The sequence below is a fragment of the Ruegeria profundi genome, from assembly GCF_020171505.1.
In the GTDB taxonomy this organism is placed as follows: Bacteria; Pseudomonadota; Alphaproteobacteria; order Rhodobacterales; family Rhodobacteraceae; genus Ruegeria; species Ruegeria profundi.
In genome coordinates this window covers 99,400-125,072 of the sequence record NZ_JAIUZS010000010.1, presented here as the reverse complement: position 1 = coordinate 125,072, position 25,673 = coordinate 99,400, and the positions used below count along the sequence as shown (strand labels likewise).

At 56.1% G+C, this 25,673-nt stretch carries 25 protein-coding genes and 1 tRNA gene; 12 read left to right on the top strand and 14 right to left on the bottom strand.

Annotated elements, in window-relative coordinates; all coding sequences use genetic code 11:
• Positions 1 to 242: hypothetical protein (locus LCM21_RS19560; RefSeq protein ID WP_224892084.1), on the top strand; the 242-nt coding region annotated here is incomplete at its 5' end.
• Between the two features lie 29 nt (positions 243 to 271).
• Here LCM21_RS19560 and msrQ read toward each other — a convergent pair.
• The 5 genes from msrQ to LCM21_RS19535 form a co-directional block, all read right to left on the bottom strand.
• On the bottom strand, positions 272 to 886 hold the full coding sequence (msrQ, locus tag LCM21_RS19555; RefSeq protein ID WP_224892083.1) for a protein-methionine-sulfoxide reductase heme-binding subunit MsrQ: 615 nt from the start codon (positions 884 to 886) through the stop codon (positions 272 to 274).
• Positions 887 to 890: 4 nt separating this feature from the next.
• Entirely contained in the window at positions 891 to 1,793 is a 903-nt protein-coding gene (msrP, locus tag LCM21_RS19550; protein ID WP_224892082.1) for a protein-methionine-sulfoxide reductase catalytic subunit MsrP, read from the bottom strand.
• A 299-nt stretch (positions 1,794 to 2,092) separates the two neighbouring features.
• On the bottom strand, positions 2,093 to 3,439 hold the full coding sequence (gene dgt / locus LCM21_RS19545) for a dGTP triphosphohydrolase (protein ID WP_224892081.1): 1,347 nt from the start codon (positions 3,437 to 3,439) through the stop codon (positions 2,093 to 2,095).
• 91 nt (positions 3,440 to 3,530) lie between these two features.
• Entirely contained in the window at positions 3,531 to 6,149 is a 2,619-nt protein-coding gene (gene clpB, locus LCM21_RS19540; protein ID WP_224892080.1) for an ATP-dependent chaperone ClpB, read from the bottom strand.
• 135 nt (positions 6,150 to 6,284) lie between these two features.
• On the bottom strand, positions 6,285 to 6,575 hold the full coding sequence (locus tag LCM21_RS19535) for a hypothetical protein (RefSeq protein WP_224892079.1): 291 nt from the start codon (positions 6,573 to 6,575) through the stop codon (positions 6,285 to 6,287).
• Between the two features lie 181 nt (positions 6,576 to 6,756).
• On the opposite strand from LCM21_RS19535, the gene pyrF reads away from it, so the two are divergent.
• Together pyrF and LCM21_RS19525 are read left to right on the top strand one after the other, a co-directional pair.
• Positions 6,757 to 7,461 carry an orotidine-5'-phosphate decarboxylase gene (gene pyrF / locus LCM21_RS19530; RefSeq protein WP_224892078.1) on the top strand — a complete coding sequence of 235 codons (705 nt, stop codon included), beginning with the start codon at positions 6,757 to 6,759 and terminating at the stop codon, positions 7,459 to 7,461.
• Positions 7,462 to 7,820: 359 nt separating this feature from the next.
• The gene (locus LCM21_RS19525) at positions 7,821 to 9,074 is read left to right on the top strand and encodes a DNA polymerase IV (RefSeq protein ID WP_224892077.1); all 1,254 of its coding nucleotides are present in this window, start codon (positions 7,821 to 7,823) and stop codon (positions 9,072 to 9,074) included.
• A 2-nt stretch (positions 9,075 to 9,076) separates the two neighbouring features.
• On the opposite strand, the gene LCM21_RS19520 is transcribed toward LCM21_RS19525, so the two are convergent.
• Positions 9,077 to 9,937 carry an N-formylglutamate amidohydrolase gene (locus tag LCM21_RS19520; protein ID WP_224892076.1) on the bottom strand — a complete coding sequence of 287 codons (861 nt, stop codon included), beginning with the start codon at positions 9,935 to 9,937 and terminating at the stop codon, positions 9,077 to 9,079.
• A 148-nt stretch (positions 9,938 to 10,085) separates the two neighbouring features.
• Between LCM21_RS19520 and LCM21_RS19515 the strand changes: the two genes are divergently transcribed.
• The 5 genes from LCM21_RS19515 (at position 10,086) to LCM21_RS19495 (ending at position 12,858) form a co-directional block, all read left to right on the top strand.
• A tRNA-Val gene (locus tag LCM21_RS19515) sits at positions 10,086 to 10,160 on the top strand.
• Positions 10,161 to 10,250: 90 nt separating this feature from the next.
• Positions 10,251 to 10,376 carry a type B 50S ribosomal protein L36 gene (ykgO, locus tag LCM21_RS19510; RefSeq protein ID WP_068338904.1) on the top strand — a complete coding sequence of 42 codons (126 nt, stop codon included), beginning with the start codon at positions 10,251 to 10,253 and terminating at the stop codon, positions 10,374 to 10,376.
• Between the two features lie 277 nt (positions 10,377 to 10,653).
• Positions 10,654 to 11,670 (top strand): Fe(3+) ABC transporter substrate-binding protein, encoded by a 1,017-nt coding sequence (locus LCM21_RS19505; RefSeq protein ID WP_224892092.1) that lies wholly within the window; start codon positions 10,654 to 10,656, stop codon positions 11,668 to 11,670.
• Between the two features lie 118 nt (positions 11,671 to 11,788).
• Positions 11,789 to 12,343, top strand: a complete 555-nt coding sequence (locus tag LCM21_RS19500; protein ID WP_224892091.1) for a helix-turn-helix domain-containing protein — start codon at positions 11,789 to 11,791, stop codon at positions 12,341 to 12,343.
• Positions 12,340 to 12,858: a GNAT family N-acetyltransferase gene (locus tag LCM21_RS19495; RefSeq protein WP_224892075.1), complete on the top strand. Its 519-nt coding sequence runs from the start codon at positions 12,340 to 12,342 to the stop codon at positions 12,856 to 12,858. The genes LCM21_RS19500 and LCM21_RS19495 overlap by 4 nt, the downstream gene beginning before the upstream one ends.
• A gap of 348 nt (positions 12,859 to 13,206) precedes the next feature.
• Here LCM21_RS19495 and LCM21_RS19490 read toward each other — a convergent pair whose 3' ends face one another.
• Entirely contained in the window at positions 13,207 to 14,028 is an 822-nt protein-coding gene (locus tag LCM21_RS19490; RefSeq protein WP_224892074.1) for a TauD/TfdA dioxygenase family protein, read from the bottom strand.
• A 473-nt stretch (positions 14,029 to 14,501) separates the two neighbouring features.
• On the opposite strand from LCM21_RS19490, the gene LCM21_RS19485 reads away from it, so the two are divergent.
• The 4 genes from LCM21_RS19485 (at position 14,502) to LCM21_RS19470 (ending at position 18,226) form a co-directional block, all read left to right on the top strand.
• Positions 14,502 to 15,098, top strand: coding sequence for a HupE/UreJ family protein (locus LCM21_RS19485; protein WP_224892073.1), 597 nt, complete (start codon positions 14,502 to 14,504; stop codon positions 15,096 to 15,098).
• A 2-nt stretch (positions 15,099 to 15,100) separates the two neighbouring features.
• Positions 15,101 to 15,712 carry a HupE/UreJ family protein gene (locus LCM21_RS19480; RefSeq protein ID WP_224892072.1) on the top strand — a complete coding sequence of 204 codons (612 nt, stop codon included), beginning with the start codon at positions 15,101 to 15,103 and terminating at the stop codon, positions 15,710 to 15,712.
• 772 nt (positions 15,713 to 16,484) lie between these two features.
• Positions 16,485 to 17,282, top strand: a complete 798-nt coding sequence (locus tag LCM21_RS19475) for an MBL fold metallo-hydrolase (RefSeq protein WP_224892071.1) — start codon at positions 16,485 to 16,487, stop codon at positions 17,280 to 17,282.
• On the top strand, positions 17,282 to 18,226 hold the full coding sequence (locus tag LCM21_RS19470; protein WP_404818138.1) for an MBL fold metallo-hydrolase: 945 nt from the start codon (positions 17,282 to 17,284) through the stop codon (positions 18,224 to 18,226). The genes LCM21_RS19475 and LCM21_RS19470 overlap by 1 nt, the downstream gene beginning before the upstream one ends.
• A gap of 1 nt (position 18,227) precedes the next feature.
• Here LCM21_RS19470 and LCM21_RS19465 read toward each other — a convergent pair whose 3' ends face one another.
• The 7 genes from LCM21_RS19465 to soxC all read right to left on the bottom strand — a co-directional run bounded on the left by LCM21_RS19465 (position 18,228) and on the right by soxC (position 25,653).
• Complete coding sequence (locus LCM21_RS19465; protein ID WP_224892070.1) at positions 18,228 to 19,286, bottom strand: YeeE/YedE family protein; 1,059 nt, start codon at positions 19,284 to 19,286, stop codon at positions 18,228 to 18,230.
• A gap of 58 nt (positions 19,287 to 19,344) precedes the next feature.
• Complete coding sequence (gene hemA / locus LCM21_RS19460) at positions 19,345 to 20,568, bottom strand: 5-aminolevulinate synthase (RefSeq protein ID WP_224892069.1); 1,224 nt, start codon at positions 20,566 to 20,568, stop codon at positions 19,345 to 19,347.
• Between the two features lies 1 nt (position 20,569).
• Entirely contained in the window at positions 20,570 to 21,004 is a 435-nt protein-coding gene (locus LCM21_RS19455; RefSeq protein WP_068338876.1) for a DUF302 domain-containing protein, read from the bottom strand.
• 80 nt (positions 21,005 to 21,084) lie between these two features.
• Positions 21,085 to 22,347 carry an NAD(P)/FAD-dependent oxidoreductase gene (locus LCM21_RS19450; RefSeq protein ID WP_224892068.1) on the bottom strand — a complete coding sequence of 421 codons (1,263 nt, stop codon included), beginning with the start codon at positions 22,345 to 22,347 and terminating at the stop codon, positions 21,085 to 21,087.
• Between the two features lie 24 nt (positions 22,348 to 22,371).
• Entirely contained in the window at positions 22,372 to 23,079 is a 708-nt protein-coding gene (locus LCM21_RS19445; RefSeq protein ID WP_224892067.1) for a c-type cytochrome, read from the bottom strand.
• 2 nt (positions 23,080 to 23,081) lie between these two features.
• Positions 23,082 to 24,407 carry a c-type cytochrome gene (locus LCM21_RS19440; protein WP_224892066.1) on the bottom strand — a complete coding sequence of 442 codons (1,326 nt, stop codon included), beginning with the start codon at positions 24,405 to 24,407 and terminating at the stop codon, positions 23,082 to 23,084.
• On the bottom strand, positions 24,391 to 25,653 hold the full coding sequence (gene soxC / locus LCM21_RS19435) for a sulfite dehydrogenase (RefSeq protein WP_224892065.1): 1,263 nt from the start codon (positions 25,651 to 25,653) through the stop codon (positions 24,391 to 24,393). The genes LCM21_RS19440 and soxC overlap by 17 nt, the downstream gene beginning before the upstream one ends.
• Between the last annotated feature and the right edge of the window lie 20 nt (positions 25,654 to 25,673).

Here is a 25,673-nt window from a genome sequence, read left to right as displayed (position 1 = left end):
CCGAGCGTCCCACCGTCTCTCCAGTGCGTCCCCGCCGTCTCCAGCGACCCAACAACCGCCTCAGCAGCGCCGGTGAAGGGGGTTCTAAGTATTACTCACACACACCGCAAGCAGAAAATTCGAGATTCAGGAAAAAAATCGCCGTTCAGTGTTTTTATTATTATAAACAGACACTTAAGAAGAATATTCTGTCGCATGCTTTTAAGCACATGCAGTGTGAAACGCCAAGTTCCGGCATTTAAGCAGAGTTACCCACAGACTCAGTTTTGGTTCAGGCGGAATCGGCCCGGCGAAGACGAGTCAGAAGCCGGGGAAACGGCACACGGAGAAGAAGAAGCCCGATGATCAGAGACAGATAAATCAACGGCTCGACCTGAAAACCCTTGGCCAGCATGACGTAATGAAGCCCACCCAGAATAGCCGCCGGGAATACAAGACGTTGCAGATTGCGCCAGCGTGGGCCCAGCTTGCGAACAGACAGGTTGTTCGATGTCACCACCAACGGGATCATCAACACATAGGCGGCCAGGCCAACCGTAATATAGGGGCGTTTCACGATATCGGCCCAGATCTGGCTGGGCACCTGAACATCCAGCACCAACCAGACCAAAAGATGCAGGCTGACATAGGCAAAGGTCAGAACACCAAGGGCGCGACGAAATTTCAGCAGGTTCAACCCAACAAACCGGCGCAGAGGCGAAATCGCCAGAACGGCGATCAAGAGCTGGAGCGCTAGCTCTCCGTATCGATGCTCCAGCGCTTCAATCGGATCTACGCCCAGGCCGCCGGTCAGCCCCTGATAAAAAAGCCAGGGCGCCGGAAGCGCCCCAAGCAAATAGACGACCCAGACAGGAAGCTGACGCAATGTCTGATTCACGCGTTGCATAGGTTCAATAGAACTTCGTCAGGTCCATACCCTCGTACAGCCCTGCCACTTCTTTCTCGTAGCCGTTAAACATGAGCGTCGGAACACGCTTGGCGAACAGGCCACCACCGATTTTTCGCTCCGACGCCTGAGACCAGCGCGGGTGATCCACATTCGGGTTCACATTGCTGTAGAAGCCGTACTCGCGCGGGTTTGCCATATTCCAACTTGTCGGAGGTTCAACATCCGTGACGGTAATCCGCACGATCGATTTGATCGACTTAAATCCGTACTTCCACGGAACGACCAAACGCAGCGGTGCGCCGTTCTGGTTGGGAATTGGGCGACCGTATATGCCGGTAGCGATCATTGTCAGGGGATGCATCGCCTCGTCCAGGCGCAGACCTTCGCGATAGGGCCAGTCCAGAACCGGATAGCGCACTCCGGGCATCTCATCTGGAACCAGGGCAGTTTCGAAGGCAACGTATTTTGCGCCTTCCTGAACACCCGCCATGTTCAGCAGGTCGGCCAGTTCGAACCCGTTCCACGGAATCACCATTGACCACGCCTCGACGCATCGGAAACGGTATATGCGTTCTTCGACCGTCATCTCGGACATGATGTCTTTGAAGTCATAGTCGCCGGGATTGTCGACCAGACCGTCAATCTTGACGCTCCACGGCTCAGTGGTCAGCGCATGCGCGTATCTTACCGGATCATCCTTTCCGGTGCCAAACTCGTAGTAGTTATTGTACGAGGTGATCTCTTCCCAGGCGTTGGGCTCCAACGCCTCTTGCGCCGAGGCACCTTGCGCCAAATGAGCCAGCCCGACACCCGCCAGCCCGGCCATGACCTGACGCCGGTTCAGGAACGCCGCCCGTGGGGTAACGTCTGCATGTGTCAATGTGTTGGTCCAGCGATGCGCCATGTGTGTCTCCGTCGTCAAGCTTGCTATTGTACGAGATAGTCCGCTGATACCACAGCACCAAGAAAACAGGCGTAACGATTCAGAGACGAGATTGTAACGCTCGGGCATTTCCAAGCGTTATTCAGGTTGGGTAAACGGCTTAGCGCATCGCGCACAGGTCAAGCAGATGAACACAGTCGGTGGACTATTTCGGCCAGCAGCAGCGGAGCATTCGCTAATGGGTCAATGGCCGGGCTTTGAACAGAAACTGGTGCCGTCTCACCGACTGAATCAACCTTTGAATCAGCTTTCAGAGTGCCTCAGCCAGACAGCATGTCTGAAATCTGCACCGCGTATCTGTCAGTCATACCCGAAACAAAGTCGGTCAGGGAATGCAAGGCGGTATACACATCAACGACGTCGCGCAGATCCAATTTGACAGCATTTATAAGTTGCCGCTCGTAGTCCGGCAGTTCATCCTGCTGCCAACTGCGTCGGGCAAGCTCCTCATACACCGGGCATAGGCCATCCAGCACCTTTCGGATCACGTTGCGACCCTTGACTTCAAGCCGGGTCTTGCGCGGTGCCTTGAAAAGCTGCTCTCGCGCCAGTTTCTCAATCTTGGCAAAGTCTTTGGCGCGGCTAGACACTCCGATAAGCGAATCCGAGAAGCTACCATCCAGAATCGCGTCGTGGCTTGCCTTGAAGGCATCAACGCAGGCTGTGATAGCGGCGCCTATGGCACGGGCGCGCAAATAGCCAATTTCTTCGAACTTGCTATAGCCGCCCTGATTGCTGCTTGGGCTATTGGCGAAGGCGGACAAAAGACCCTGAACTTCTTCAAAAGACAGGTCGCCCGCCGAATACCCATCCTCCAGATCGACGATGTTATAGCAGATGTCGTCGGCTGCCTCGACCAGATAGACCAGCGGGTGCCGCCGCCACCAGCTTTGGCCGTCAAGGCCCTGCGCCTCGGGCAATCCCATCGCCTGAGCTGCTTGCGTGAAATACGCTCGCTCAGTTTCAAAGAACCCGAATTTCTTGGCCCCAACATAGGGTTGGGCCAGCTTGTCCTTGAATCGTTTCGAGGTCTCGGCCCCCATCGGGTATTTCATGAATGCCCCCAGAACCGCATTGGGCATGCACATACCCCCTTGGTTCCGGTACATCTCCAGCCGGGTCAGAATGCGAAAGCCCTGCGCGTTGCCTTCGAATTTCTCGAACTCCTGCCAGCGATCCCCCGCGATTCCCATAAAGACGGGTGAACCTCCGCGGAGTTTATCTGAACACCACTTGCCAATTGCCTCTTCGCCGGAATGCCCGAAAGGCGGATTTCCGACGTCATGAGCCAGACAGGCCGCCTGCACGACGCCCGCCACTTTATGAGCATCCTCGGGAGCAATGAGCTTTTCCTCGGCCAACCAAACACCGACTTGCATCCCAATGGACCGGCCAACACTTGCCACTTCTTCGGAATGGATCAGGCGATGGCGCAGATGATCATTGTCATAGAGCGGATGGACCTGCGTCTTGTTCGCCAATCGGCGGAACGGGGCAGAAAAGGTGATCCTGTCTGCGGCAATGACATATGATGGGCGCTCGGCCTGTTCCTGTTTGTTGTCGTAGGTATCCGTATTCAACAACTGCGCCCAGTTCATTTTCGCCATGCAGAAGAATTCCTTTCCAACAATTTCAGAGGGTTCGTGACAGAAAAACCCGCCCTGGGAAAGGGCGGGCTTCACGTTCGTTTAAGAGCGCTTAGTGCACCACGGCATCATCCGGTCGCGGGCGTTCTGACGTACCCAACCGGTCGCCGATGATCAAACCGTCGGCCCCGGCACTGACCGGGACAGTCTCACCATCCTTGATCTCGCCAGCCAGCAGCGCCTCGGCCAGCGGGTTCTGCAAGGCACGCTGGATCACACGTTTCAACGGACGCGCGCCAAACACCGGATCATAGCCTTCGTTCGCCAACCATTCCTTTGCGCTATCATCCAGGGCCAGTTCGATCTTGCGGGCCGCCAGACGTTTCTGCAGGCGTGCCATCTGGATATCGACGATGCCATCCATATCGGCCCGCTTGAGCCGGTCAAAAATGATCGTTTCGTCCAGACGGTTCAGGAATTCGGGCCGGAAATGTGCCCGGACCGCGTCCATCACATCCCGCCGCGCCTGCGCACTGTCCGCACCTTCGGGCAACTGGCTGAGCGCCTGAGAGCCGAGGTTCGACGTCAGGATGATCAGCGTCTGCTTGAAATCCACGGTGCGACCCTGACCATCGGTCAGAACACCATCGTCGAGAACCTGCAGGAGCACGTTGAACACATCCGGGTGCGCCTTTTCGACCTCGTCAAACAGCACGACCTGATAAGGCCGGCGCCGCACGGCTTCGGTCAGCACACCACCTTCGTCATACCCGACATAGCCCGGAGGGGCACCGATCAGACGGGCGACAGCGTGTTTCTCCATGAACTCGGACATGTCGATGCGGACCATCGCGTTGTCGTCGTCGAACAGGAAATTCGCCACGGCTTTGGTCAGTTCGGTCTTACCCACGCCGGTCGGGCCTAGGAACAGGAACGAGCCCAGCGGGCGGTTCTCGTCGTTCAGACCCGCCCGCGCCCGGCGTACAGCATTGGCCACGGCAGTCACCGCCGCATCCTGACCGATCACGCGAGAATGCAGATCATCTTCCATCCGCAGCAGCTTCTCACGCTCGCCTTCCAGCATCTTCGAGGTTGGGATACCAGTCCAGCGTTCGACAACGGACGCAATCTGTTCCGGACGCACCGTTTCCTCGGCCATCATGGCGTTGCTTTCCTGACTTTCGGCTTCGGTCAGCTTTTTCTCAAGCTCAGGGATGACGCCATAAGACAGTTCACCCGCCTTGGCGAGGTTGCCTTCCCGCTTGGCGATCTCCAGATCGGCCCGCGCTTTGTCGAGCTGTTCCTTCAGATCCCGCGCACCGGCAAGCTTGTCGCGTTCAGCCTGCCACTGGGCAGTCATCTCAGCGGATTTCTCCTGCAGTTCGGCCAGATCCTTTTGCAGGCTTTCCAGTCGATCCTTCGAGGCCGCGTCGTCCTCAAGCTTCAGCGCCTCTTCCTCGATCTGCATCTGCAGGATTTGGCGATCAAGCTGATCGAGTTCTTCGGGTTTGGAATCTACCTCCATCCTCAACCGTGACGCCGCCTCATCGACAAGGTCGATGGCCTTGTCGGGCAGGAACCGGTCGGTGATATAGCGATGCGACAACGTCGCCGCTGCCACGAGCGCCGAGTCCGAGACGCGCACACCGTGGTGCAGCTCGTACTTTTCCTTGATTCCGCGCAGGATGCTGATCGTGTCTTCGACCGTCGGCTCCTGCACCATCACAGGCTGGAACCGGCGCGCAAGGGCTGCGTCTTTTTCGACGTATTTGCGGTACTCATCCAAAGTGGTCGCGCCGATACAATGTAGCTCACCCCGAGCAAGCGCAGGCTTGATCAGGTTGGCGGCATCCATCGCGCCGTCGGATTTGCCGGCCCCGACCAGCGTGTGCATTTCGTCGATGAACAGGATGATCTCTCCGGCGGCTTCGGTCACCTCTGTCAGAACGGCCTTGAGACGCTCTTCGAACTCACCGCGGTACTTCGCACCGGCGATCAATGCGCCCATGTCGAGCGCGAGCAACTTCTTGTCCTTCAGCGATTCCGGCACGTCGCCGTTGATAATGCGCAGGGCCATGCCTTCGGCAATTGCGGTTTTACCGACGCCGGGTTCACCGATCAGAACCGGGTTGTTCTTAGTGCGACGCGACAAAACCTGCATCGAGCGGCGGATTTCCTCATCCCGCCCGATGATTGGGTCGATCTTGCCCTCAGCCGCAGCCTCGGTCAGGTCGCGCGCATATTTCTTCAGCGCGTCATAGCCTTCCTCTGCAGACGCGCTGTCAGCGGTGCGCCCTTTGCGGATATCGTTGATCGCTTCGTTCAGCTTTTGCGCGGATACGGCACCGGCTTCCAACGCCTCTTTGGCTTTTGATTTTACCATGCATAGCGCCATCAGAACACGCTCCACCGGCACGAAACTGTCGCCTGCCTTGGTGGCGATCTTGGCGGCTTCGTCCAGTACCTTCGCTGTCTGGCCGTCCATGTAGATCTGACCGGAGTCACCGCTGACCTTCGGAATCTTGCCCATCGCAGCATCCAACGACTCAACCACACGGGTGGGTGCGCCGCCCGCGCGTGTGATCAGATTGCTGGCAAGCCCCTGATCGTCATCCATCAATGCTTTGAGTATATGGGTGGGCTCCAGCCTCTGGTGCCCCTCGCGCAGAGCAATCGTTTGCGCGGCCTGCACGAATCCCCGTGCCCGCTCGGTGAACTTGTTCAAGTCCATGTTATTCTCCTTTTCCAAGCGCCCTAGGTGTGACGCGCCCGCTTGGCGGCACGCGTCGATCTGGGCCTCAATTCCAATCTGGGAAATATCTTCGTTCGTTCAAGTGTCTAAATCTCAGATTCGCGACCAAACGGCCTATCGGCGCGGGATCGAGTAAACCGTATAGCCGCCGGTTTGCGCCACTTCGCGCGCAGGGTACATTTCGACCAATGACCGGTCTGCATCACTGCCCGTCGGACAGGAAACCAAGTCTGCAGCGTCATCCAGAAAATTGATTGTAAACGAAGTTTCTCCGGTCAACTGACAATCGTCATCACCTGATCGATACCCGCGTACGAACCGCAAATCATCATTGGGTGGCGGTCCGTTGACCGTGTTCGATTCCCCGCTTTGCGGTGATGTGTCCTGACATCCCGCCAGAGCCATCAGGAGTCCTGCTATCAACACTTGTCTCATGCTCTCCCCATCCGTTAATCGCGCTTATGGAACCGGCAGCATAACACAATCTCGTCCTATCTGCGTGATCTTGATCCAAGGACTGTCCTGCATGGACAGCGGGCGCGGAACCCGCTAGGACGCAGGCGTTTGCCAAAAAGGAGCCTGCCCGATGTCCGATGACCGCCTGATCGTTGCCCTAGATGTTCCAAACGCCCTGCAGGGATTGGCAATGGCTCAGCGATTGGGGGATACCGTGTCCTTCTACAAAATCGGGCTGGGAATGCTGACCGGCGGCGGATTGGCCTTGGCGAACGAACTCAAGCAGGATTACGGCAAGCGCATTTTTCTGGACATGAAACTGTTCGACATCGGCAATACGGTAGAGAATGCGGTGCGCGGGTTGGCGCAGTTCGATCTGGATTTTTTGACCGTTCATGGCGACCCCCACGTGGTGCGCGCGGCGAAAGAGGGCGCTTCGGGCAAAGATTTGAAGATTCTGGCCGTCACCATCCTTACCTCGCTAAATCGCGAGGATCTGGATGCCTGCCTGATGAAAGAAGGCGACGTGCAAGAGCTGGTGGTAGAACGGGCGGCCCGCGCGCTTGAGGCCGGTGCCGATGGCGTCATCGCCAGCCCCCGCGAAGCTGCCCTGATCCGCGCCCTGCCCCAAGCCGAAGGTCGTCTGATCGTGACGCCCGGTGTGCGCCCGGCGGGTGCGGCATTAGGCGATCAGAAACGCGTTGCAACACCCGCCGGTGCAATCGGCGATGGCGCCGACCACATCGTTGTCGGGCGTCCGATCTATCAGGCAGAGAATCCAAAGGCCGCGGCAGAGGCGGTTCTTGCTGAGTTAAATTCCTTGACACGGCACTGAAACGCCAAACAAAAACGGCGGGATTCCGCGCTGAATCGCCCTGCAACCAGTTGACCTTGCGTCACTTTTCTACGGACTGCCCCCAATTCGTCCCTGTGCCCCAAAACACACAGGCAAAACACGAGTTTTCCAAGTGTGACCTAGGCGCTATCGAAACCCCCGTTTTTTAGCGATTCTAGACAGGTAATACTCCCCGCGGACCGTTTCTTCCTGTGGTCCGTTACCTCCCCCCGCCACTTCGCGGGGGGTCTTCTTCTGAACAAAGACTATGATGTCTATACGCGCCAACTCTTTGCGCATCCGTGGCGGTTGGTATATGCAAACCGCTGACGGGATCGCACGGAAGGCGGGAAAATTACATGCCCGGTCTCTGCCGAGATTGCTTGACCACATTGACGGATGAACGGCGCTGCACTGCATGCGGCAGCCCGCGCGTCCAGATGCACCCCGAACTTTTCGACTTGTCCATCGCGCATATGGATTGCGATGCGTTTTATGCCTCGGTCGAGAAACGCGACAATCCGGAACTGGCTGACAAACCCGTAATAATCGGTGGCGGCCGTCGCGGCGTGGTTTCCACGGCCTGCTACGTTGCGCGCATCCGTGGGGTACGGTCGGCCATGCCAATGTTCAAAGCCCTCCAGCTTTGCCCAGATGCAGTGGTTATCAAGCCGCGCATGTCTGTCTATGCCGAGGTCTCACGCGAGATTCGCAAAATGATGGACGAGCTGACCCCGGTCGTTGAACCCCTGTCGCTGGACGAAGCTTTCATGGACCTGTCCGGCACCCAACGCCTGCACGGTGCCCCGCCCGCCGTGATGCTGGCGCGACTGGTAAAGCGGATGAAAGATGAACTGGGCGTGACCGGCTCGATTGGGTTGTCACATAACAAGTTCCTGGCCAAGGTCGCCTCGGACCTCGACAAGCCGCGCGGGTTTTCAGTGATCGGCAAGGCCGAAACCGCCGAGTTTCTGCATGACAAACCCGTTCGACTGATCTGGGGTATCGGCCCCGCTGCGCAGGCGTCTCTTGATCGTGCGGGTATCCGCAGCTTCTCCGATCTTCTGCGCTGGGACCAAGAGACGCTGACAGCGCGGTTTGGCTCCATGGGCTATCGGCTGTGGCACTTGGCGCGCGGGCAGGACAAGAGGCGCGTCTCGGCCCATGAGCCGATGAAATCCATCAGCAACGAGACCACTTTTTTCGAGGATACCGCCAGTCTCGACATTCTGGACGGTCATCTTTGGCGCATGGCTGAAAAGGTTGCCGATCGCGCCAAGGCCAAAGGATTGGCTGGCCGGGTCGTCACATTGAAGCTTAAGAGATCAAACCACAAGATCATCACACGACGTGTCTCATTGCATGACCCCACGCAGATCGCAGACCGTCTGTATCGCACCGCCCGCGGGTTATTTGATCAGGTCGGGGACCAAGGGCCATATCGCCTGTTAGGGGTTGGCCTGTCAGACCTGTGTCCCGAGTCGCAGGCCGACATCTCTGGCGATTTGCTGGACCCTGCAGCAACCCAGCGGTCGCAGGCTGAACGCGCAACGGACGAAATCCGACGCCGTTTTGGCAGCGATGCGATTGTAAAAGGCCGCGCCCTGCGCTGAGTCTACTCGGCCGCCAGACGCAGCGATTCATTTCCAATGCTTGCGATATCCCGGATGATATCGCGCAGTGTTTCCTGAAATGCTGCGAAATTCTCGTTCGGTTCTATTTTGACTTCATCCATGTACAGCGCCCGATCAACTTCGATCTGAACCGCATGCTGATGGCGGGCGGGGCGGCCATAGGTCTGGGTGACATAGGCCCCGGCAAAGGGCGCGTTGCGTGCGACATTCAAACCGGCGGCGACGCAGGCTGCTTCGATTCTGTCCACAACCTCGGCTGAGGCCGACGCGCCGAACCGATCCCCTAAAACCACATCAGGGCGACTGGTTTTTGAACTGCCGACCATCGCAACAGCTTCATGCGGCATCGAGTGGCAATCAACCAGGATCGCCTGCCCAAATGCGTCGTGGGATTCCTTCAGCAAGGATTTGACGCGCGCATGATAAGGACGCCAACAAGTGTCGATGCGCAGACGCGCCTCATCCATGGTCAGCTTCCCGCGATAAATCGCGCGCCCATTCGCCACGACGCGCGGAATCACCCCAAGGCCCGACGCGACGCGCGGGTTATGTCCAGAGCGGCGCGCACCTTGTATCAATGCCGGGTCCAGCTCATCCGCATTGCGGTTCAGGTCCAGATAGGCGCGCGGCATTACGGCCGATATCATCGGCGCGCCAAACAAGGTCGCTGCAGAAAACAACTGGTCTACAAAGGCATCTTCCGACGACCGAATCATGCTTTCGTTCAAAACCGTCCGCTTCAAAAGCGATTGCGGGTAGTTCCGACCACTGTGAGGAGACGAAAAAACAACGCAAGATGTGCGGCTGGTCGGCATATCCAGTACATAAGGGATGTTCTGCATGGTGACTCCTTGTTCAGATCGAACATAGACCGGAAAATAGTTCTGCCAAACCCCTTGAACCCCTTGGCGAGTCCTTTTATAGACCCCGCTACCGGCGCGGGTCTCTGCGCCCCATTTCGTTTTGGGGCAGGGTAACGCAAAGGTTCGTGGGCGGTTAGCTCAGCGGTAGAGCACTTCGTTGACATCGAAGGGGTCACAAGTTCGATCCTTGTACCGCCCACCATCGTTTCACTGTTCCGGGTATCCGGGGCACCCGCTAACCCAGGCGCTGGCCACGTCTTTGATGAAGGCGCCGCAGATTGGAGACAGACCCATGAAGGTCAGGAACTCGCTCCGCTCGCTCAAGAACCGGCACCGTGATTGCCGGGTTGTGCGTCGCAAAGGCCGCGTCTACGTGATCAACAAGACGCAGCGCAAGTTCAAAGCACGTCAAGGCTAAGACTTACGCACAGTTGTAATAAAGGAACCGCACCCTTGGGTGCGGTTTTTTTGTGCGCACAGTATGCCTGACGTTTTCAACGCTGCTGCACCGGCAAGCCGCCGCCCCCAGCTGACGTGACAAAAAGGACGTGCAGATCATTGGAATCTTGGCGTCTGAAGACGACAATCATTTTTCCAAGTTTTTTTGTCGGATTTACTTGCATTCGCAGAAAAATCGTATCATTGACTGTTTCACTCAGGAATAAATGCAACGATTCACAATGTTGAGAGATATGATGCTGAAACCCTCTACCTGCGCTACCGCCGCTCTGTTGGCGCTGATGTCAACCACTGTCGCCGCCGAGGGAGAATTGAACCTGTATTCCTCGCGCCACTACGACACTGACGAACGCCTCTATAGCGATTTTGAAGAGGCGACCGGGATCACCATCAACCGTATCGAAGGTAAGGCTGATGAATTGATCGCACGGATGGAAGCTGAGGGCGCGAACTCACCTGCCGATGTATTGCTGACCGTGGACACCTCGCGCCTTGAACGCGCCAAAAACGCGGGCATTTTGCAACCGGTTGAAAGCGCAGTTCTGGAAGAGCGTATCCCCGCCAATCTGCAAGACGGCGACAATCAATGGTTCGGTTTTTCCCAACGCGGTCGAATCATTTTTTATGACAAGGAAAACCTGACCAACCCGCCCGCCACCTATGCCGATTTGGCAAAGCCCGATTATGAAGGCCTGGTGTGCATCCGGTCTTCGACAAATACCTACAACCAGACCCTGCTGGCATCCATCATCACCCATGACGGTCCTGAGGCTGCCAAAACCTGGGCCGAAGGTATTGTCGCCAACATGGCGCGAGAACCGCAGGGCGGCGACACCGATCAGCTGCGTGGTTTGGTGTCAGGCGAATGTGACATCGCCGTGTCGAACACATATTACTTTGCGCGGGCCATCCGCAAAGACGTCAAAGGCGTGTCTTCGGACATCGACTCGATCGGCTGGGTGTTCCCCAACCAGAACAGCACCGGCGCACATATGAACCTATCGGGTGCCGGTGTTGCCGCAAATGCACCAAACAAGGAGAACGCGATCCTGTTCCTGGAATACCTGGCCAGCGACTCGGCCCAGCAGTATTTCTCGGCCGGCAACGATGAGTTCCCTGCGGTCGATGGCGTAGAGCTTGCAGACTCGGTCAAAGCACTGGGTGACTTCAACGCGGATGAGGTGAGCCTGTCCGACGTTGCCAAGAACCTGCCCGAAGCGCAGAAAATCTTTAACGAGGCTGGCTGGAAGTAAACCACTTTCAACCCGAGACCTTGGAAGGGCGCATAGGTTTCTCTGCGCCCTTTCTTATTGATATTAATTTATTTTTGGCTATATTCTCAATTATGATAATTTTTCTCGTATATGAATGATGCTGGACGACCTCTCGTACCGCCTCGCCAAACGCCTTGGTGAATTGCGCCAAAGCCACGGATTGTCCCTTGATCAGATGGCAGACCAAAGCGGGATCAGTCGCGCGACGCTATCTCGTTTAGAAAAGGGCAGTGTCAGTCCAACGGCCGAGACTCTGGGTAGACTTTGCGCCGCCTATGGGCTGCCGATGTCTCGGCTTCTTATGATGGTCGAAGACAGTTTCGATCCGCGTGTCCCGTTCGAGCGGCAGCCCGAATGGAGTGACCCGGAAACCGGATTCACCCGCCGCTCAGTATCCCCGCCCGCCAACGGTCTCAGCGCAGAGGTTGTTGAGGGCCATTTGCCACCGGGTACCGTGATCTCGTACGACGCGCCGCCAAAACCGGGGCAAGAGCATCACTTGGTCATGTTGGATGGCGCTTTAACGCTGACCGTGGATGGCGTTGCGCACGATCTGAACGGCGGGGATTGCCTGCGTTATCATCTTTCGGGTTCAACCCGATTTGAAACGTCGCTTGAGCGTGGGGCTCGATATTTGTTGGTACTGATATGATTTCGCGTCTCGACCTAGAGAGCTTTGACGCGGCAGTGAGTGACCTCGCCGATATCCTGCACGCCTGTGTGCAGGATGGGGCAAGTGTTGGATTTATCTTGCCCTTTACGCTGGATCAGTCACACGCATATTGGCAGACCAAAGTACGCCCGAATCTGGACAACGGCGCGCTGGATATTTTTGCGGCCCATGACAAAGGACGCGTTTTAGGCACGGTGCAGCTCATCCCGGCGGCGATGCCGAACCAGCCGCATCGCGCCGATGTTGCCAAGCTACTGGTTCATCCACATGCCAGACGCCAAGGCTTTGGACGAACCCTGATGGCCGCGCTTGAGGATCGTGCCGTCGCTCTGGGTCGCACGCTGTTGGTGCTGGATACGCGCAGTTCGGATCCATCACGCCTATTGTATCAGAGCCTAGGTTTTCAGATCGCCGGAGAGATACCGAATTTTTGCCGCAACCCGTTCGAAGACCGGCTGGAACCGACAACCTATATGTACAAACACCTCTGCTGATCTGCGGCACTGCGCGCATTGGCTGCTGTAGAGGAATACCATTTGCCCAGCGGCTTACACTGCCGCCTGCAATCACTTTCTTTTTGAGCGAGAAGAGCCGTCGACTTTCAATAGGCAATCTCAATGTTGTACGCGTCTACGGCGGTAAAGGACTGCAACTGGTTGAAACCAGCCTACCAATTGCCGCACCGGCTTCGGAAAAACGAAAGATTTTTTGTCGGTAACGTCCTTGGATGAAAAAACGCGAAGTGCGGTTATCTGGTAAACTCTGCAAAACGGCTGGCACCGGGATTCTTACTGTGCGCACGGGCTTTTTTTCACACGGTCGCGGTCAATGGCAGGTGGCTGCTAGGTCAAGGCTACGCCTTCCACCGTAACCCTGTGCATCAGACGGCGGAAACCGTGATAATCGTTGATCGCTTTGTGCCAAGTGGCCCGGTTGTCCCACATGGTAATATCACCTTCCCGCCAACGAACACGGCACTGGAACTCGGGCTGTTTGCAATGCTCATAGAGCATCGCCAGGATGGCGGCAGACTCCTCCGCGCTGAGCTCTTCGACATGGGTCGTAAAAACAGGGTTCACGAATAGCCCACGGTGCCCGCTGAGCGGATGTGTAATCACAACCGGGTGGCGCGCATCCTGGGTGGCCTTTTCCGCATTTCCCAGCCTTCCGCTCTTGGTGGCTTCGCTATTCTGCGCGGCAGCACCGAAGACATGGCGCGAAGAATGCACGGCAGTAAGCCCATCAAGGAACCGACGCATAGAATCTGACAGGGCCTCGTAAGCCGCCCTCATAGACACGAACAACGTATCTCCGCCATAAGGCGGCATCTCGATGGCATGCAGGATCGAACCCATGGCTGGAACCTGATCATAGGAATGATCAGTATGCCAGCCTTCGCCCACCGCTTCTTTCTGGTCTTTTTCCTTTAAGACCGTCGCGATTTCGGGGTAGCCGTCGACCGGCTTGAAAAAGCGGTTCACGTTGATCGGCCCAAAGCGGCGGGCAAAGTTCAAGTGGTCCTTGGGGCTGGCGCTTTGCCCTCTGAGGATAATGACGGAATGCTCAGCAAATGCTGTGTGGATCTTTTCGAACTGACCGCTGTCTCGGATATCGGCTCCAAAGATTTCTGCCCCGAGACTACCTGTGAGGGGTCTAATATCCATTAGTTCGCTCCTTGTGCCGCTGAGGGCAAAGTAGCGGATCATGAAAGATCGCGAAAACTGAATCAATTTAAATGGAACGCAGAATTGAGCGACGGGAACCGATGATCTGCACCCGTGATACGTAGACCGGAGATTTGTGGGGCGAGCTGATTTGAATGGCTTCAGCGTCAAGTCAGATGACCTGCAATAGGCCATCCTGCGAAGTGACCAATGGCACGTCCGGGATCAAACGTCGCACAGGTTTTGCTACCGGCAATCTGGCGTTGACTATGAAACAGAGCGTTCCGGCAGAGCCTCCACGCATGATTTCAGTCAGAATGACCCGAGCTTTGGCTTATAGGTTTTAAGTGGCATTGCGACGACCTGACCAGAACTCTTTGGGGGCAAGAGTATGCAAACGCTCGTCTTGGGTTGAGTTGCAACAAAAAGTAAAGTGACACTATCAGCCTAGGATATTTTGAGGGGTTTTGGTTTTGCTCGCCCGCATTGCGTCTGGTCTTTTTTTGTCTGCTTTGGTCTATTGTTTCACCGCATTTGCAGCTTACGCTCACTCTGGTGATGGTTATGGCGGAGGCTTCGTTGCAGGCTTCACGCATCCTATACTTGGGTGGGATCACGTGGCGGCAATGGTCGCAGTTGGTCTGTGGGGCGCCTTTCTAGGCGCACCTGCAGTCTGGATTCTGCCTGTTGTGTTTCCGCTGGTAATGGCCTTTGGCGCGGTTGCTGGAATAGTGGGGATTCCCATTCCGGCTATCGAAACGGGTATCGCTCTTTCCGCTGTGGTGCTGGGAATAATGATCGTTTTTGCCGTGCAGCCACCAATTTGGGTTTGTGCTGTGATTGTCGGGTCTTTTGCGGTGTTCCACGGCTATGCGCATGGCACCGAACTTCCCGCAACCGTCAACGCTTTCGCCTATGCAGTTGGTTTCGTCGTTTCAACCGGTTTACTGCATCTTATCGGTATTTCGTTTGGAATACTTGTTCGGTGGCCTGCTGGCAGAATTGCCGTTCGCGGTGCCGGTGGATTGATTGCATTCGCAGGACTCGTGTTCCTGACCGGCGTTGCCTGAGTATGAAAAAGCCTAGGCCGCTAACATATCTTCCCTTGTTGGTGCTCGTTGCCAGTCCGGCATCAGCACATAGCCCCGTCCCCGGCATGGAAGGGTTCTACGTCGGGCTCCTCCATCCCTTTTCTACACCGCCGCAGGCACTTCTACTGCTTGGACTTGCATTGGTTGCTGGTGGGTTCGAAACTGCAAGGGTACAGTGGCTGCTTGGAAGCTTTCTGGTTGCCAGCCTTGGCGGCTTGATGCTTGCCTTTGGTTTTGAAGAACTCGACGCGACCATGTTCGCTTTGGCCTTTGTGGTGTGTTCGGTTGCAGCGCTTTTTCCTGGCAAACTGTTTCCGGTAGCCCTGGCATTGATCGGTGTCGGAGCCTTCTTGATAGGAGATGCATCCGTTCCAGACGAAGGCCCGCCTCAAGACAGGCTGTTCACAATGTCCGGCTCGATGGTCGGCGCGAATATGGGTATGTTATACCTTGTTGGAATTTTTCTTCTGATCAAAGAGCGTTTCACTCAGCCATGGGTAGGAATCGCTTTTCGCGTGGCGGCCGCATGGATTGGCGCTGTCTCGCTCCTGATGCTCGCACTTGGGCTTTCCGAAATTACCCGTTCGATATAACCGGCCACCAAGACCCGAATTTGTCATCCGCACGGACTGACGATTTACCACGTTTTGTTGCGTTGGAGGGGAACAGCACGAGAGATGCGATAAAGGTCAGGGTGCAGGGCGGGCTGGTGAATCGGGCCAAGGCGGCCGGCGAGGTCACGCAGCGACAGGATAAAACTCACAGTTAGGGCTCGCGGCCGTCCTCGGATGCAGTGCAGCATCTCGTGATACGATGCCTTGTCAACGCCGGGTTGTCGATGTGGGTGGGCATGCCGGATCCGAGGATCTGTCATGGATATACCAAACTTGCCTGCCATTCGCGCGCTGGCTATCGCCGAAGCTATCGAAATCTTAACGGCTGGACCGTCTTTGCGGGCAATCCCCTCCTGCCTTTGACCTGATCGGTTCTATGGTGCATCGCAACCCTTCAATCCAGCCATACGCTGCGCGCGTTCGATCCCCAATTCGTCAAAAGTCGAAGTTGAGCGACAAACTCGTCATTTGTTTTCAGAGACCAAATGCTCGTTGACACAGGATTGGTCAAAGGCTGATAGCAGCTCTAAGCCGAGACACTCTGTGATCCTCGCGAAAGCGGCTTTGCACCCATTGCCTTTCTTTCTTCATTTACAAATTAAAACATTCATTTTATTGATTGTATATGAATGGAAATACATTTTCTCGACGCGCTTTCTTGTTCAACGCCGCATGTTGCGCGGCGCTTGTAGCACAATCCAAAATCGTCCGGGCGGATTTACAGCTTGGTTCTTCGGCTCGGATTACGACCTTGTCAGACGGGTACCTGTCCTTACCACCGGATATGGTCTTCGGGTTAATGCCTCAGCAAGAACTCGACCAGCTTCTGAACCGCAATCAAGTAGACATGACCAAATACGAGCCTGAGTGCAACGTGGCGCTCTACCGCGACGATGAGAACACAGTGCTTTTCGATGTTGGAGCCGGACCAGATTTCATGCCCACATCCGGCAAGCTTTTGGAAACTCTTGAAACAATCGACCTGTCGCCCGAGGATGTCACCCACGTGGTTTTCACCCATGCGCACCCGGATCACATATGGGGTGTTTTGGATGATTTCGACGACCTGCTGTTCCCCAACGCAACGCATCACATCGGTCGCAAAGAATGGGACTATTGGTGGAACCCTTCAACCGTAGAGACGATCGGGGAAGATCGCGCCGCGTTCGCAGTGGGCGCAAAGCGGCGTATGGAAGCCATTGAGGATCAGGTCACGTTCTTTGACGATGGGCAAGAGGTTCTTCCTGGCATCGCCGCCCGGGCAAGTTTTGGACACACGCCCGGCCACATGGCCTTTGAAATTCGCAATGGCAGTGACTCTGTGATGATCGTCGGCGACGCGATCGGAAATCCGCACGTGGCTTTCGAACGCCCCGATTGGTACAGCGGCACGGATCAGGATCCGCAGGCTGCCGCAACCGTGCGGAGTTCGTTACTGGATCAGACGTCGCAGGATCAAATGAAAATCATTGGCTTCCACCTGCCAAATGGAGGAGTCGGCCGGGTCGAAAAAGCTGGCTCTGCATACAGATTCATTGGAGAGACGTAATGATGCGGTCGCTGACGATTGCCTTGGGCTTGGCTACACCAGTTTGGGCAAGTGAGGATATAGCAGACCAATACCCGCAAAGTGTGCTGTATTCCAAACCGGTTGAATACATTCCTGGCGTCTATTCCGCCATCGGCGCAACCGCTCCACCGACCTACGAAAACTCTGGTCACAACAACAACCTCAGCTTCATTGTAACCGGTGAAGGCGTGGTGGTGATAAACGGCGGCGCAGCATTTGTTTTGGCGCAAGCGCTTCACAAGGAAATTCAGGCGATCACAGATCAGCCGGTCAAGCTTGTCTTCAACGAGAATGGTCAGGGGCACGCAATGCTTGGCAACGCGTATTGGTCAGATCTCGGCATCCCAATCATCGCCCATTCGGATGCAGCTGCTGAATTCGAAGAGTACGGCCCCCAGATCTTGGAAGGGATGCAGCGATACAATCAAGACAAGGCAGAAGGAACCTTCTTGGCCGCCCCAACCGAGACATTCGACGATGAATACGTGGTTGAGATGGGCGACTTCCGGATTGAGGCAAAGTATCTCGGGCCGGCCCATAGTCCCGGCGATATCTCGATCTGGTTGCCAAACCAAAGCCTTGTGATCGCGGGTGACATGGCGTTTCACGAGCGTATGCTACCCATCTTTCAAGACACCTATACAGCGGATTGGCTTGAGACTTGGGACAACGAGTTTGAGGCTTTGAATGCCACATATGTCATCCCCGGACACGGTCATCCGACAAATATGGATCAGGTACGCCGCTATACACGCGACTACCTGATCTATCTGCGCGGCAAGATTCAGGATCATATGGATGCGGGCGGCGATCTGGCCGAGGCTTATTATGTGGATCAATCACCCTATGCCCATCTGGATACGTTTGAAGAACTGGCAACAAAAAATGCCGGGCGCGTCTTCGAACAAATGGAATTCGAGTAATTCAGGAGTGTTGAGGAACAGGTATTCGCATCAATAAGCTATGCGTCGTGATCGCCCCAACCCACATGAAGAAAACGGCAAGCCAAGCAGTCATCGACAAGGCGGACCCTCCGGAAAGCCCGGCCCCTACGGCGCAACCTCCTGCCAGCATCGCTCCGAATCCCATGAGAACAGCGCCAACCAGATAACGTTCCATCGGGGTATCCAGGCCAAACCGTTCGATCCTCCACTCTCTTGAAGCTATGGCTGACCCTGAGGCGCCAATTGCTACGCCTGGAACAAGGCCGATACCGAAGGACAGCACAACGTTTCGCTGGGTAACCAACGCCATCAGTGTATCCGTGGCCGGACCCGTAAACGTGATTGAAGACACAGGCACGACTTCAAAAGATGCTTGCGCGATGGCAAATGTGACCAACCAGCCAAGCGCTACTGCCACCCCAACCCCTGCGGCTGAGACGATCCTTGTAAGCGCAACCTTCCGACGGAACGCAAACGCAATGGCTGAGATCAGCCCTATTGCTGCAATGGCAGTATAAACCGCTGGCGAAAACCCAAGCATTTTTGAAAGATCGCGCGGTGCGCCACCCGAGACGGTCCAGATACCGGAAAGAAACTCACGGGCGGGACTAAGAACGCCAGTGTAGGCAGCCTGAGCCACCAAGGTCAAAACCAATCCAGTCACCAAGGCACGCAGATTGCCGCAGGACGCCAGCACCAAAAGCCGAGATGCACATCCACGCGCCAGCACCATGCCCACGCCGAACATCGCTCCACCAATTATTGCACCGCTTAGGCTGCCCGTTGACGCAATGGCGCGTGTCTCGGAAAGGTCTAGCCACCCAAACAAGACAAATGCCTGTACCAAGGTTAACGCTGCGGTGAAGGCGATCAGCCAAACCGCAAGGCGGGGGCCAAACTCGCCTTCGGCGACTTCGACAGCCGATGCACGCAAACAAAAGTGAGACTTCTGAGCCGTCACACCGAACAAGATACCGACAAGCACTCCGGCCAATGCCAAGGTGCCCGGGTCCCCCAACTGATCAATGAGCCTCTCCATGAACAGAAATTCTCACTTCGTAGCGTGCGCGTCCTTGTCTTCGGTCAAGTTGTCATTGTCATTGCGCGACCATTGGCCTGCGCGCCAATTGGCATTGCGTCCACAACTCACCCAAGGCTGCGACCAACCGGTCCACGTCCTCAGAAGAATGTACCGGAGACGGTGTAATCCTGAGACGTTCCGTTCCCTTGGGAACCGTCGGATAGTTTATGGGCTGGATGTAAATCCCATAGTCACGCATCAGAACATCCGAGATGAAGCGACACTTGACCGGGTCTCCAACCATGACCGGGATAATATGGCTTGGGTTTGGTGTATGGGGAATGCCCAGATCGTTCAACTTGTCCCGAACCTCGCGCACACGCTGCTGGTGTAAATGCCGCTCCGCATTACTCTGCTTGAGGTGCCGAACCGACGCCGCAGCACCAGCGGCCACGGCCGGAGGCAACGCAGTGGTAAAGATAAACCCACTGGCAAAGGACCGGACAAAATCGACAAGCTCTTTCGACGCCGCGATGTATCCACCAACTACGCCGAATGCTTTGCCTAATGTTCCCTCGATAACCGTCAGGCGGTCCATCAAACCTTCGCGTTCGGCGATGCCTCCACCGTGTGGACCGTAAAGCCCTACGGCGTGTACCTCATCCAGATAGGTCATCGCGCCATAACGATCTGCCAGATCACAGATCTCGGCAATGGGTGCGATGTCGCCATCCATGGAATAGACGCTTTCGAACGCAATGAGCTTAGGTGCATTGGCAGGCAGGTCAGCAAGGTGCCTTTCAAGGTCTGCCAAATCGTTGTGTTTCCAGATGCGCTTCTGGCACCGACTGTGGCGAATGCCCTCGATCATCGAGGCGTGGTTCAACTCGTCAGACAGAACCGTGATGCCCGGTATGCGGGACGCCAGAGTTCCCAGCGCGGCCCAGTTCGAAACATAACCGGACGTGAACAGCAGTGCCGCGTCCTTGCGGTGCAAGTCGGCAAGTTCCTGTTCCAGCAAAACATGCTCGTGGGTTGTTCCAGAAATATTCCGCGTTCCACCTGCCCCGGCACCACTGTTATCAATTGCCGTGTGCATGGCCTCAAGAACATCGGGGTGCTGGCCCATACCGAGATAGTCGTTCGAGCACCAGACAGTGACTTTCTCGGGACCGTTTTCCGCATAGCTCCGCGCAGTTGGGAACGCGCCGCGTTGTCGTTCGAGATCAGCAAAAATCCGGTAGTTTCCGTCTTCTTTCAACTGCTCCAACTGGTCGCGAAAATACTGTTGGTAGTTCATTTCAGTTCCCGACGGCCTCTTCTACGATCCCGGACAACAACGCTTGGACCTTTTGCATTGGCCCGTCAGGGTAGCTTCGGTATCCCACCATCACCCCACTTTCGTCTTCGGCCACAAAAATACCGTAGGGGCAGAAACCGATGTTCATCGGATCGGCCTCCATCACCTCGCGCGAGATTTTTGCCGAGCAGAAAATAAAGATGTCAGCGGCCGCGAATATCTGCTTGTCGCTGCCGACATCAGCGCCTGTTCGATTCAGCATTTCACCAACATGGCTCACATAATCGATGACAAGACCTTGCCCCACAATCGCGGACTCGACGGCGAACGTGGCATCATCGAAACTACCATCAAACGGGGTGGTGATGATCTCTTCCGCAAGTGCCTGACTTGCGAGAACAGCGGAAAACGCGGCCGCAGCGATAAAGTGTTTCATAGTTTTAGTCCTCCTCCTGAACCGCATTTTCTCAGATTGTTCATCAGGGTCTTTGACACCGGTCAAAGCTCCCGAATGCGTCAGCCGAACATGTCCGAGGTGATACCGGCGTACCAACCCACCGACTCTTCGTATGTTGCTTTTCTCAGGTCGGCATCTTCGCCGGTCTGGCTGATAAAGCCGTCAACTTTGGCGATCTTTTCAGGCGTCGCCTCGTAGGTTGCGCCAACCTTTACACCATCATCCGTGTCGATAAGCGACCAGCAGGTGTTCGAAAATTTGGCCGGGAACACTTTGGACCCGGTCAGCGCACCGCGAACGGCATTTGCGCAGACTTTCGCCTGACTGTTGGCCGAAAAACCGGATTTCGGCATGTCACCCTGCTGGCTTGCGTCGCCAAGAACATAGATGTCCGGATCAGCCTTCGAAGACATATCCGCAGCGTTCACAGGTGCCCAGTTGCCATCTGTAACCCCTGCCATTTCCGCAATGCGTCCGGCTTTCATCGCCGGGATCACGTTGCAGACATCGACCTTGGTCTCTTCACCATCGATGGTGACTGTCATTGCATCCGGATTCACTGATACAATGCCACCACCAAAGTCTTCTCCGATCCAGTCGACCATACCTTCGTAATGGTTTGCCCAGCCTTCCTGGAACAACGACATTTTCGAGAATTTCGGCTTTGGATCCGCCACGATGATCTTTGCTGTCGGGTTATTTTTCCTCAGGACATGCGCCACCATCGAAATCCGCTCATACGGTCCGGGCGGGCAACGGAAAGGGTTCGGCGGAGCGACCATCGCAAAGGTGCCACCTTCGGGCATCGCCATAATCTGCGCTTTGAGAAGTTCGGTCTGCGACCCCGCCTTGTACGCATGTGGCATCTTGTTCTGCGCTGAGACATCCCAACCTTCAACGGCACCGTCAACGAAATCGATACCCGGGCTTAGGATCAGCTTGTCATACGGAACCGACCCGCCACCGGCCAACGCCACGGTCTTTGCATCCCGATCCACCCCTGTGGCCCAATCATGCACCACGTTGATGCCGTAATTCGCAGCAAGCGTGCCATAGCTGTGGGCGATATCTGAAAGATCCTGAAACCCACCTAGGTAAAGATTTGAGAAGAAACAGGTGTAATAGGTCCGCGACGGCTCGATCAGCGTCACGTCGATCTCACCCTTGCTGTCCTTGGCAATGTACCGCGCGGCAGTCGCACCGCCCGCACCGCCGCCGACAACCACTACACGGGGCTTGCCTTGAGCCAGCACCATCGGAGCAGAAAGCCCTGCTGCCACCACCCCGGCGGCTCCAAGAAATACTCGTCTATTGAGTGTCATGGTGTTTCCTCCCATTCGGCACTGTCACTCTGGGTTATTGAAGTAGGCGGCCAATGCCGCGATCTCGTCATTGCTCAGCCGTCCGGCGATCATTTGCATGACCGGATGTGGCCGCTGCTTGTCTTTGTAAGCGTGCATGGCGACCACGAAGTCCTCGTCAGGCCAATACACGATTGAAGGGATTCCCTCATCGCCTCCTTCGATCTGGTGGCATGTTGTACATTCGCTGCTGAGATATGCGCCGTACTCAGGATCCCCCTGAATCGCCAGGATCGCGGGGTCGACCGAGTGATCTGTGCCCCTCGCCGTTGGATCCGCTTCGGGGATGTCCTGAGGATTGTCGGAAAATCCCCGCAAATAGGCGATCACATTAGCGCGGTCTTTCGGGTCTTTCAGGCCGCGAAAACTCATCCTCGTGCCTGAGGCAAATGCACGTGGGTTTTCGATGTAGGCGGACAATGTATCAGCGTGCCATTCCAGGCCCGAGTTTCCCGCACGCACAAGGCTCTTGGAATAGTTGAAACCATCTAGCCCCGCAGCCTTGCGCCCAAAGACACCGTTCAGATGCGGGCCGATCTTGTTCTCGGCCCCTTCACCGACCTGATGACAGCCTTTGCATTTGGCGAACACCACTTTTCCGGCTTCGGCATCGCCTAGGTCTTCGGTTGCATAGGTCGATGAGGCAGTAACAGCCACTGCCGCTGCGCATAAAACTATGTTCGACCATCGCATGATCAGTTTCCGAACGACCTAAGGTAGACGATCACCGCCTCAATATCGTCTGGTTTCTTAAGCCCCGCAAAAGACATGCGTGTGCCCTTCATATATTCCTTGGGTTTTGCCAGGAAGGCCGCCATTTCTTCGGCTGTCCAAACAAGACCTGCCTCGGCAGCGTCTTTCATGGCGTTCGAGTATTTGAACCCTTCGACGGACCCTGCATTCGCCCCGATAACTCCGTTCAATGTCGGCCCTGTGCTGTGCTTGGCACCTTCACCGACCTGGTGGCAGGCTTTGCACTTTTTAAAAACTTTCTCTCCTGCAGAAACCAGTTCTGCGGTTTCGTCAACTTCTGCGGCTTCCTGAACGGCTGGTGTTGCTGCGGCCTCTTCCTCCGGCTTTGGTGCTGCGGTTGGGATGAATGACGGTCCGTCCGCCGTAAAAACCGGCAGCTCATCCGGATTGGCGTCATTCATGACTGAGTTCGAACCACCCTCTGGCGGCGTCTCAACCAAAAAAACAGAGCGCATCGTGACGGTGGCCTCTGCCTTGCAGTTTTCCATGCAAGGTTCTTTGCGCCATTCGGTGTATTCGGTCTCGGGTCGAACATCGACGACAAAGCCGTCCATATTATACATTTCGAAATCTGCGAAATTTTCGTTGTTCAGTTCGAAATCATCATCCACCAGATCGTTGGAATAAAGGATGTAGGCGACAATTGCATAGGTCTCATCTGCGGTTAGCGTGCCCGCTTCACCAAACGGCATTGAACGCGAAATGTAGTCCCAAGCGGTCGACAAATGCGGCCAATAAGACCCAACGGTTTTAACAGGGTCTTCGTCGGCCAGCGTATCGAAACCACCAGCCAGAACAGGCCAGTTGTCGACACCCTCGGCAAATTCGCCGTGGCATGACGCGCAGCGGTCGGCAAAAACCTCTTCTCCGGTCCAGACGTCGCCGGACCCAGCCGGCAAGCCGCGCCCGTCAGGCAAGACATCCACGTCCCAGGCCGCGACCTCTTCCTCCAGTGCAGGCCGTCCAAGCCCATAAATGCCGTCGTGTCTGGGCGCGGGCGCGGTCAGATTCGCACCGCTTGCAACCCGTTCTGCCGCCGCCGCCTGAATCTCTTCGACTTTGAGCTCCAGCTCGGCTGCTCGGTTGGCTTCTGCTTGCGCATTTTCACGGGCTGCTGCTGCGTTTGCCTCAACCTGCTCAATCCGGGTTTCCAAGGTTTCTATCTGCGACTGGCCGTAGTTCCGGTTCGCGAAAGCCACCGCTGCCGCAAGCACGAACGCTGTACCGCCAAATACGGGCAGGAAAACATGACTAAGAGACTTCGACATTTTCAGCGATCCCTTCTGCGCTCACGTACCAAGTCTGGATACAGTTGTTGTGATAGACCGCGTTTTCACCGCGCTTTTCGCGCAACTGGTCTTTGGTGGGCTGCACATAGCCGGTCTCGTCAATCGCGCGAGCCTGCAAGAGCATTGGCGCCCCGTCCCAGGTCGTGTCGAGATAGAAACGCGTCAAAGCCTTGCTGTCGCCCTGCTTGCCAAGGCGCGCAGTCTCCCAGGTGATGCCACCGTCCTTGGACACATCGACCCGCGTAATTTGCCCGTGGCCTGACCAGGCAAGCCCGGAAATGACCAGCGGCCCCGGTCCGTGTTTGATCGGCATTTGCGGGCTGGGCGAGGTGATGACGGATTTTGCATCCATCACCCAAGTCCATTTCTGGGCTGTGCCGTCGGCGTAGACATCGGTGTACTTGGATGTTTCTTCGCGGCTTTCGACCGCCATATCGACAACCTCGATGCGGCGCAGCCACTTGACCCACATGTTGCCTTCCCAGCCCGGAACAACAAGGCGCACAGGGTATCCATGCTCCATCCGCAGTGCTTCACCATTTGCCTTGAAAGCCACCAACACGTCATCCAGCGCTTTTTCCATCGGGATGGAGCGGCCATTGGATGACGCATCTGCGCCCTCAACATAGACCCATTTGTCGAGTGAGATATCGGCCCCCGCTTCCTGCAACAGCGTCCGCAGCGGAACACCGGTGTATTCCATGTTGTGAATCATGCCATGGGTGAATTGGACACCGTTGAGTTGCGCACCAGCCCACTCCATACCGGTATTCGCCGCACATTCGCAGAAATACACATGGTTTTCGCGCGGGAACCGCTCGATATCGTCGTAAGTAAAGACAAGCGGACGATCGACCAGCCCGTTGATCATCAGGCGATAGTCTTCTTTGCGCAGCTCAATCGCGCCTGAGTGATGGCGCTCAAAAGCGCATCCTTGCGGAGTGATCGTACCATCAAGCGCGTGGATTGGCGTGAAGTTGATCGATGAAATCGGAGAGGCCGTCAGCCATTCCACATTGCGGCGAACGACATGGGATTCGAAGCTGATCGGCATGCCATATGGTGTCTCATCGACGCCGGCACCCGTGTAAGAAGCCCAATCCTGAAGCTCTGTTATCAAGGGGTCGGGCGTGTCCGCGGCAACTGCACCGGCGACTGACCCTGCCGCAACCGCGGCACTGCCTTTCAGGAAGGCCCGGCGGGACGGTTTGAACGCGTCATCCATATCTCTTAGGTCTCCATCTG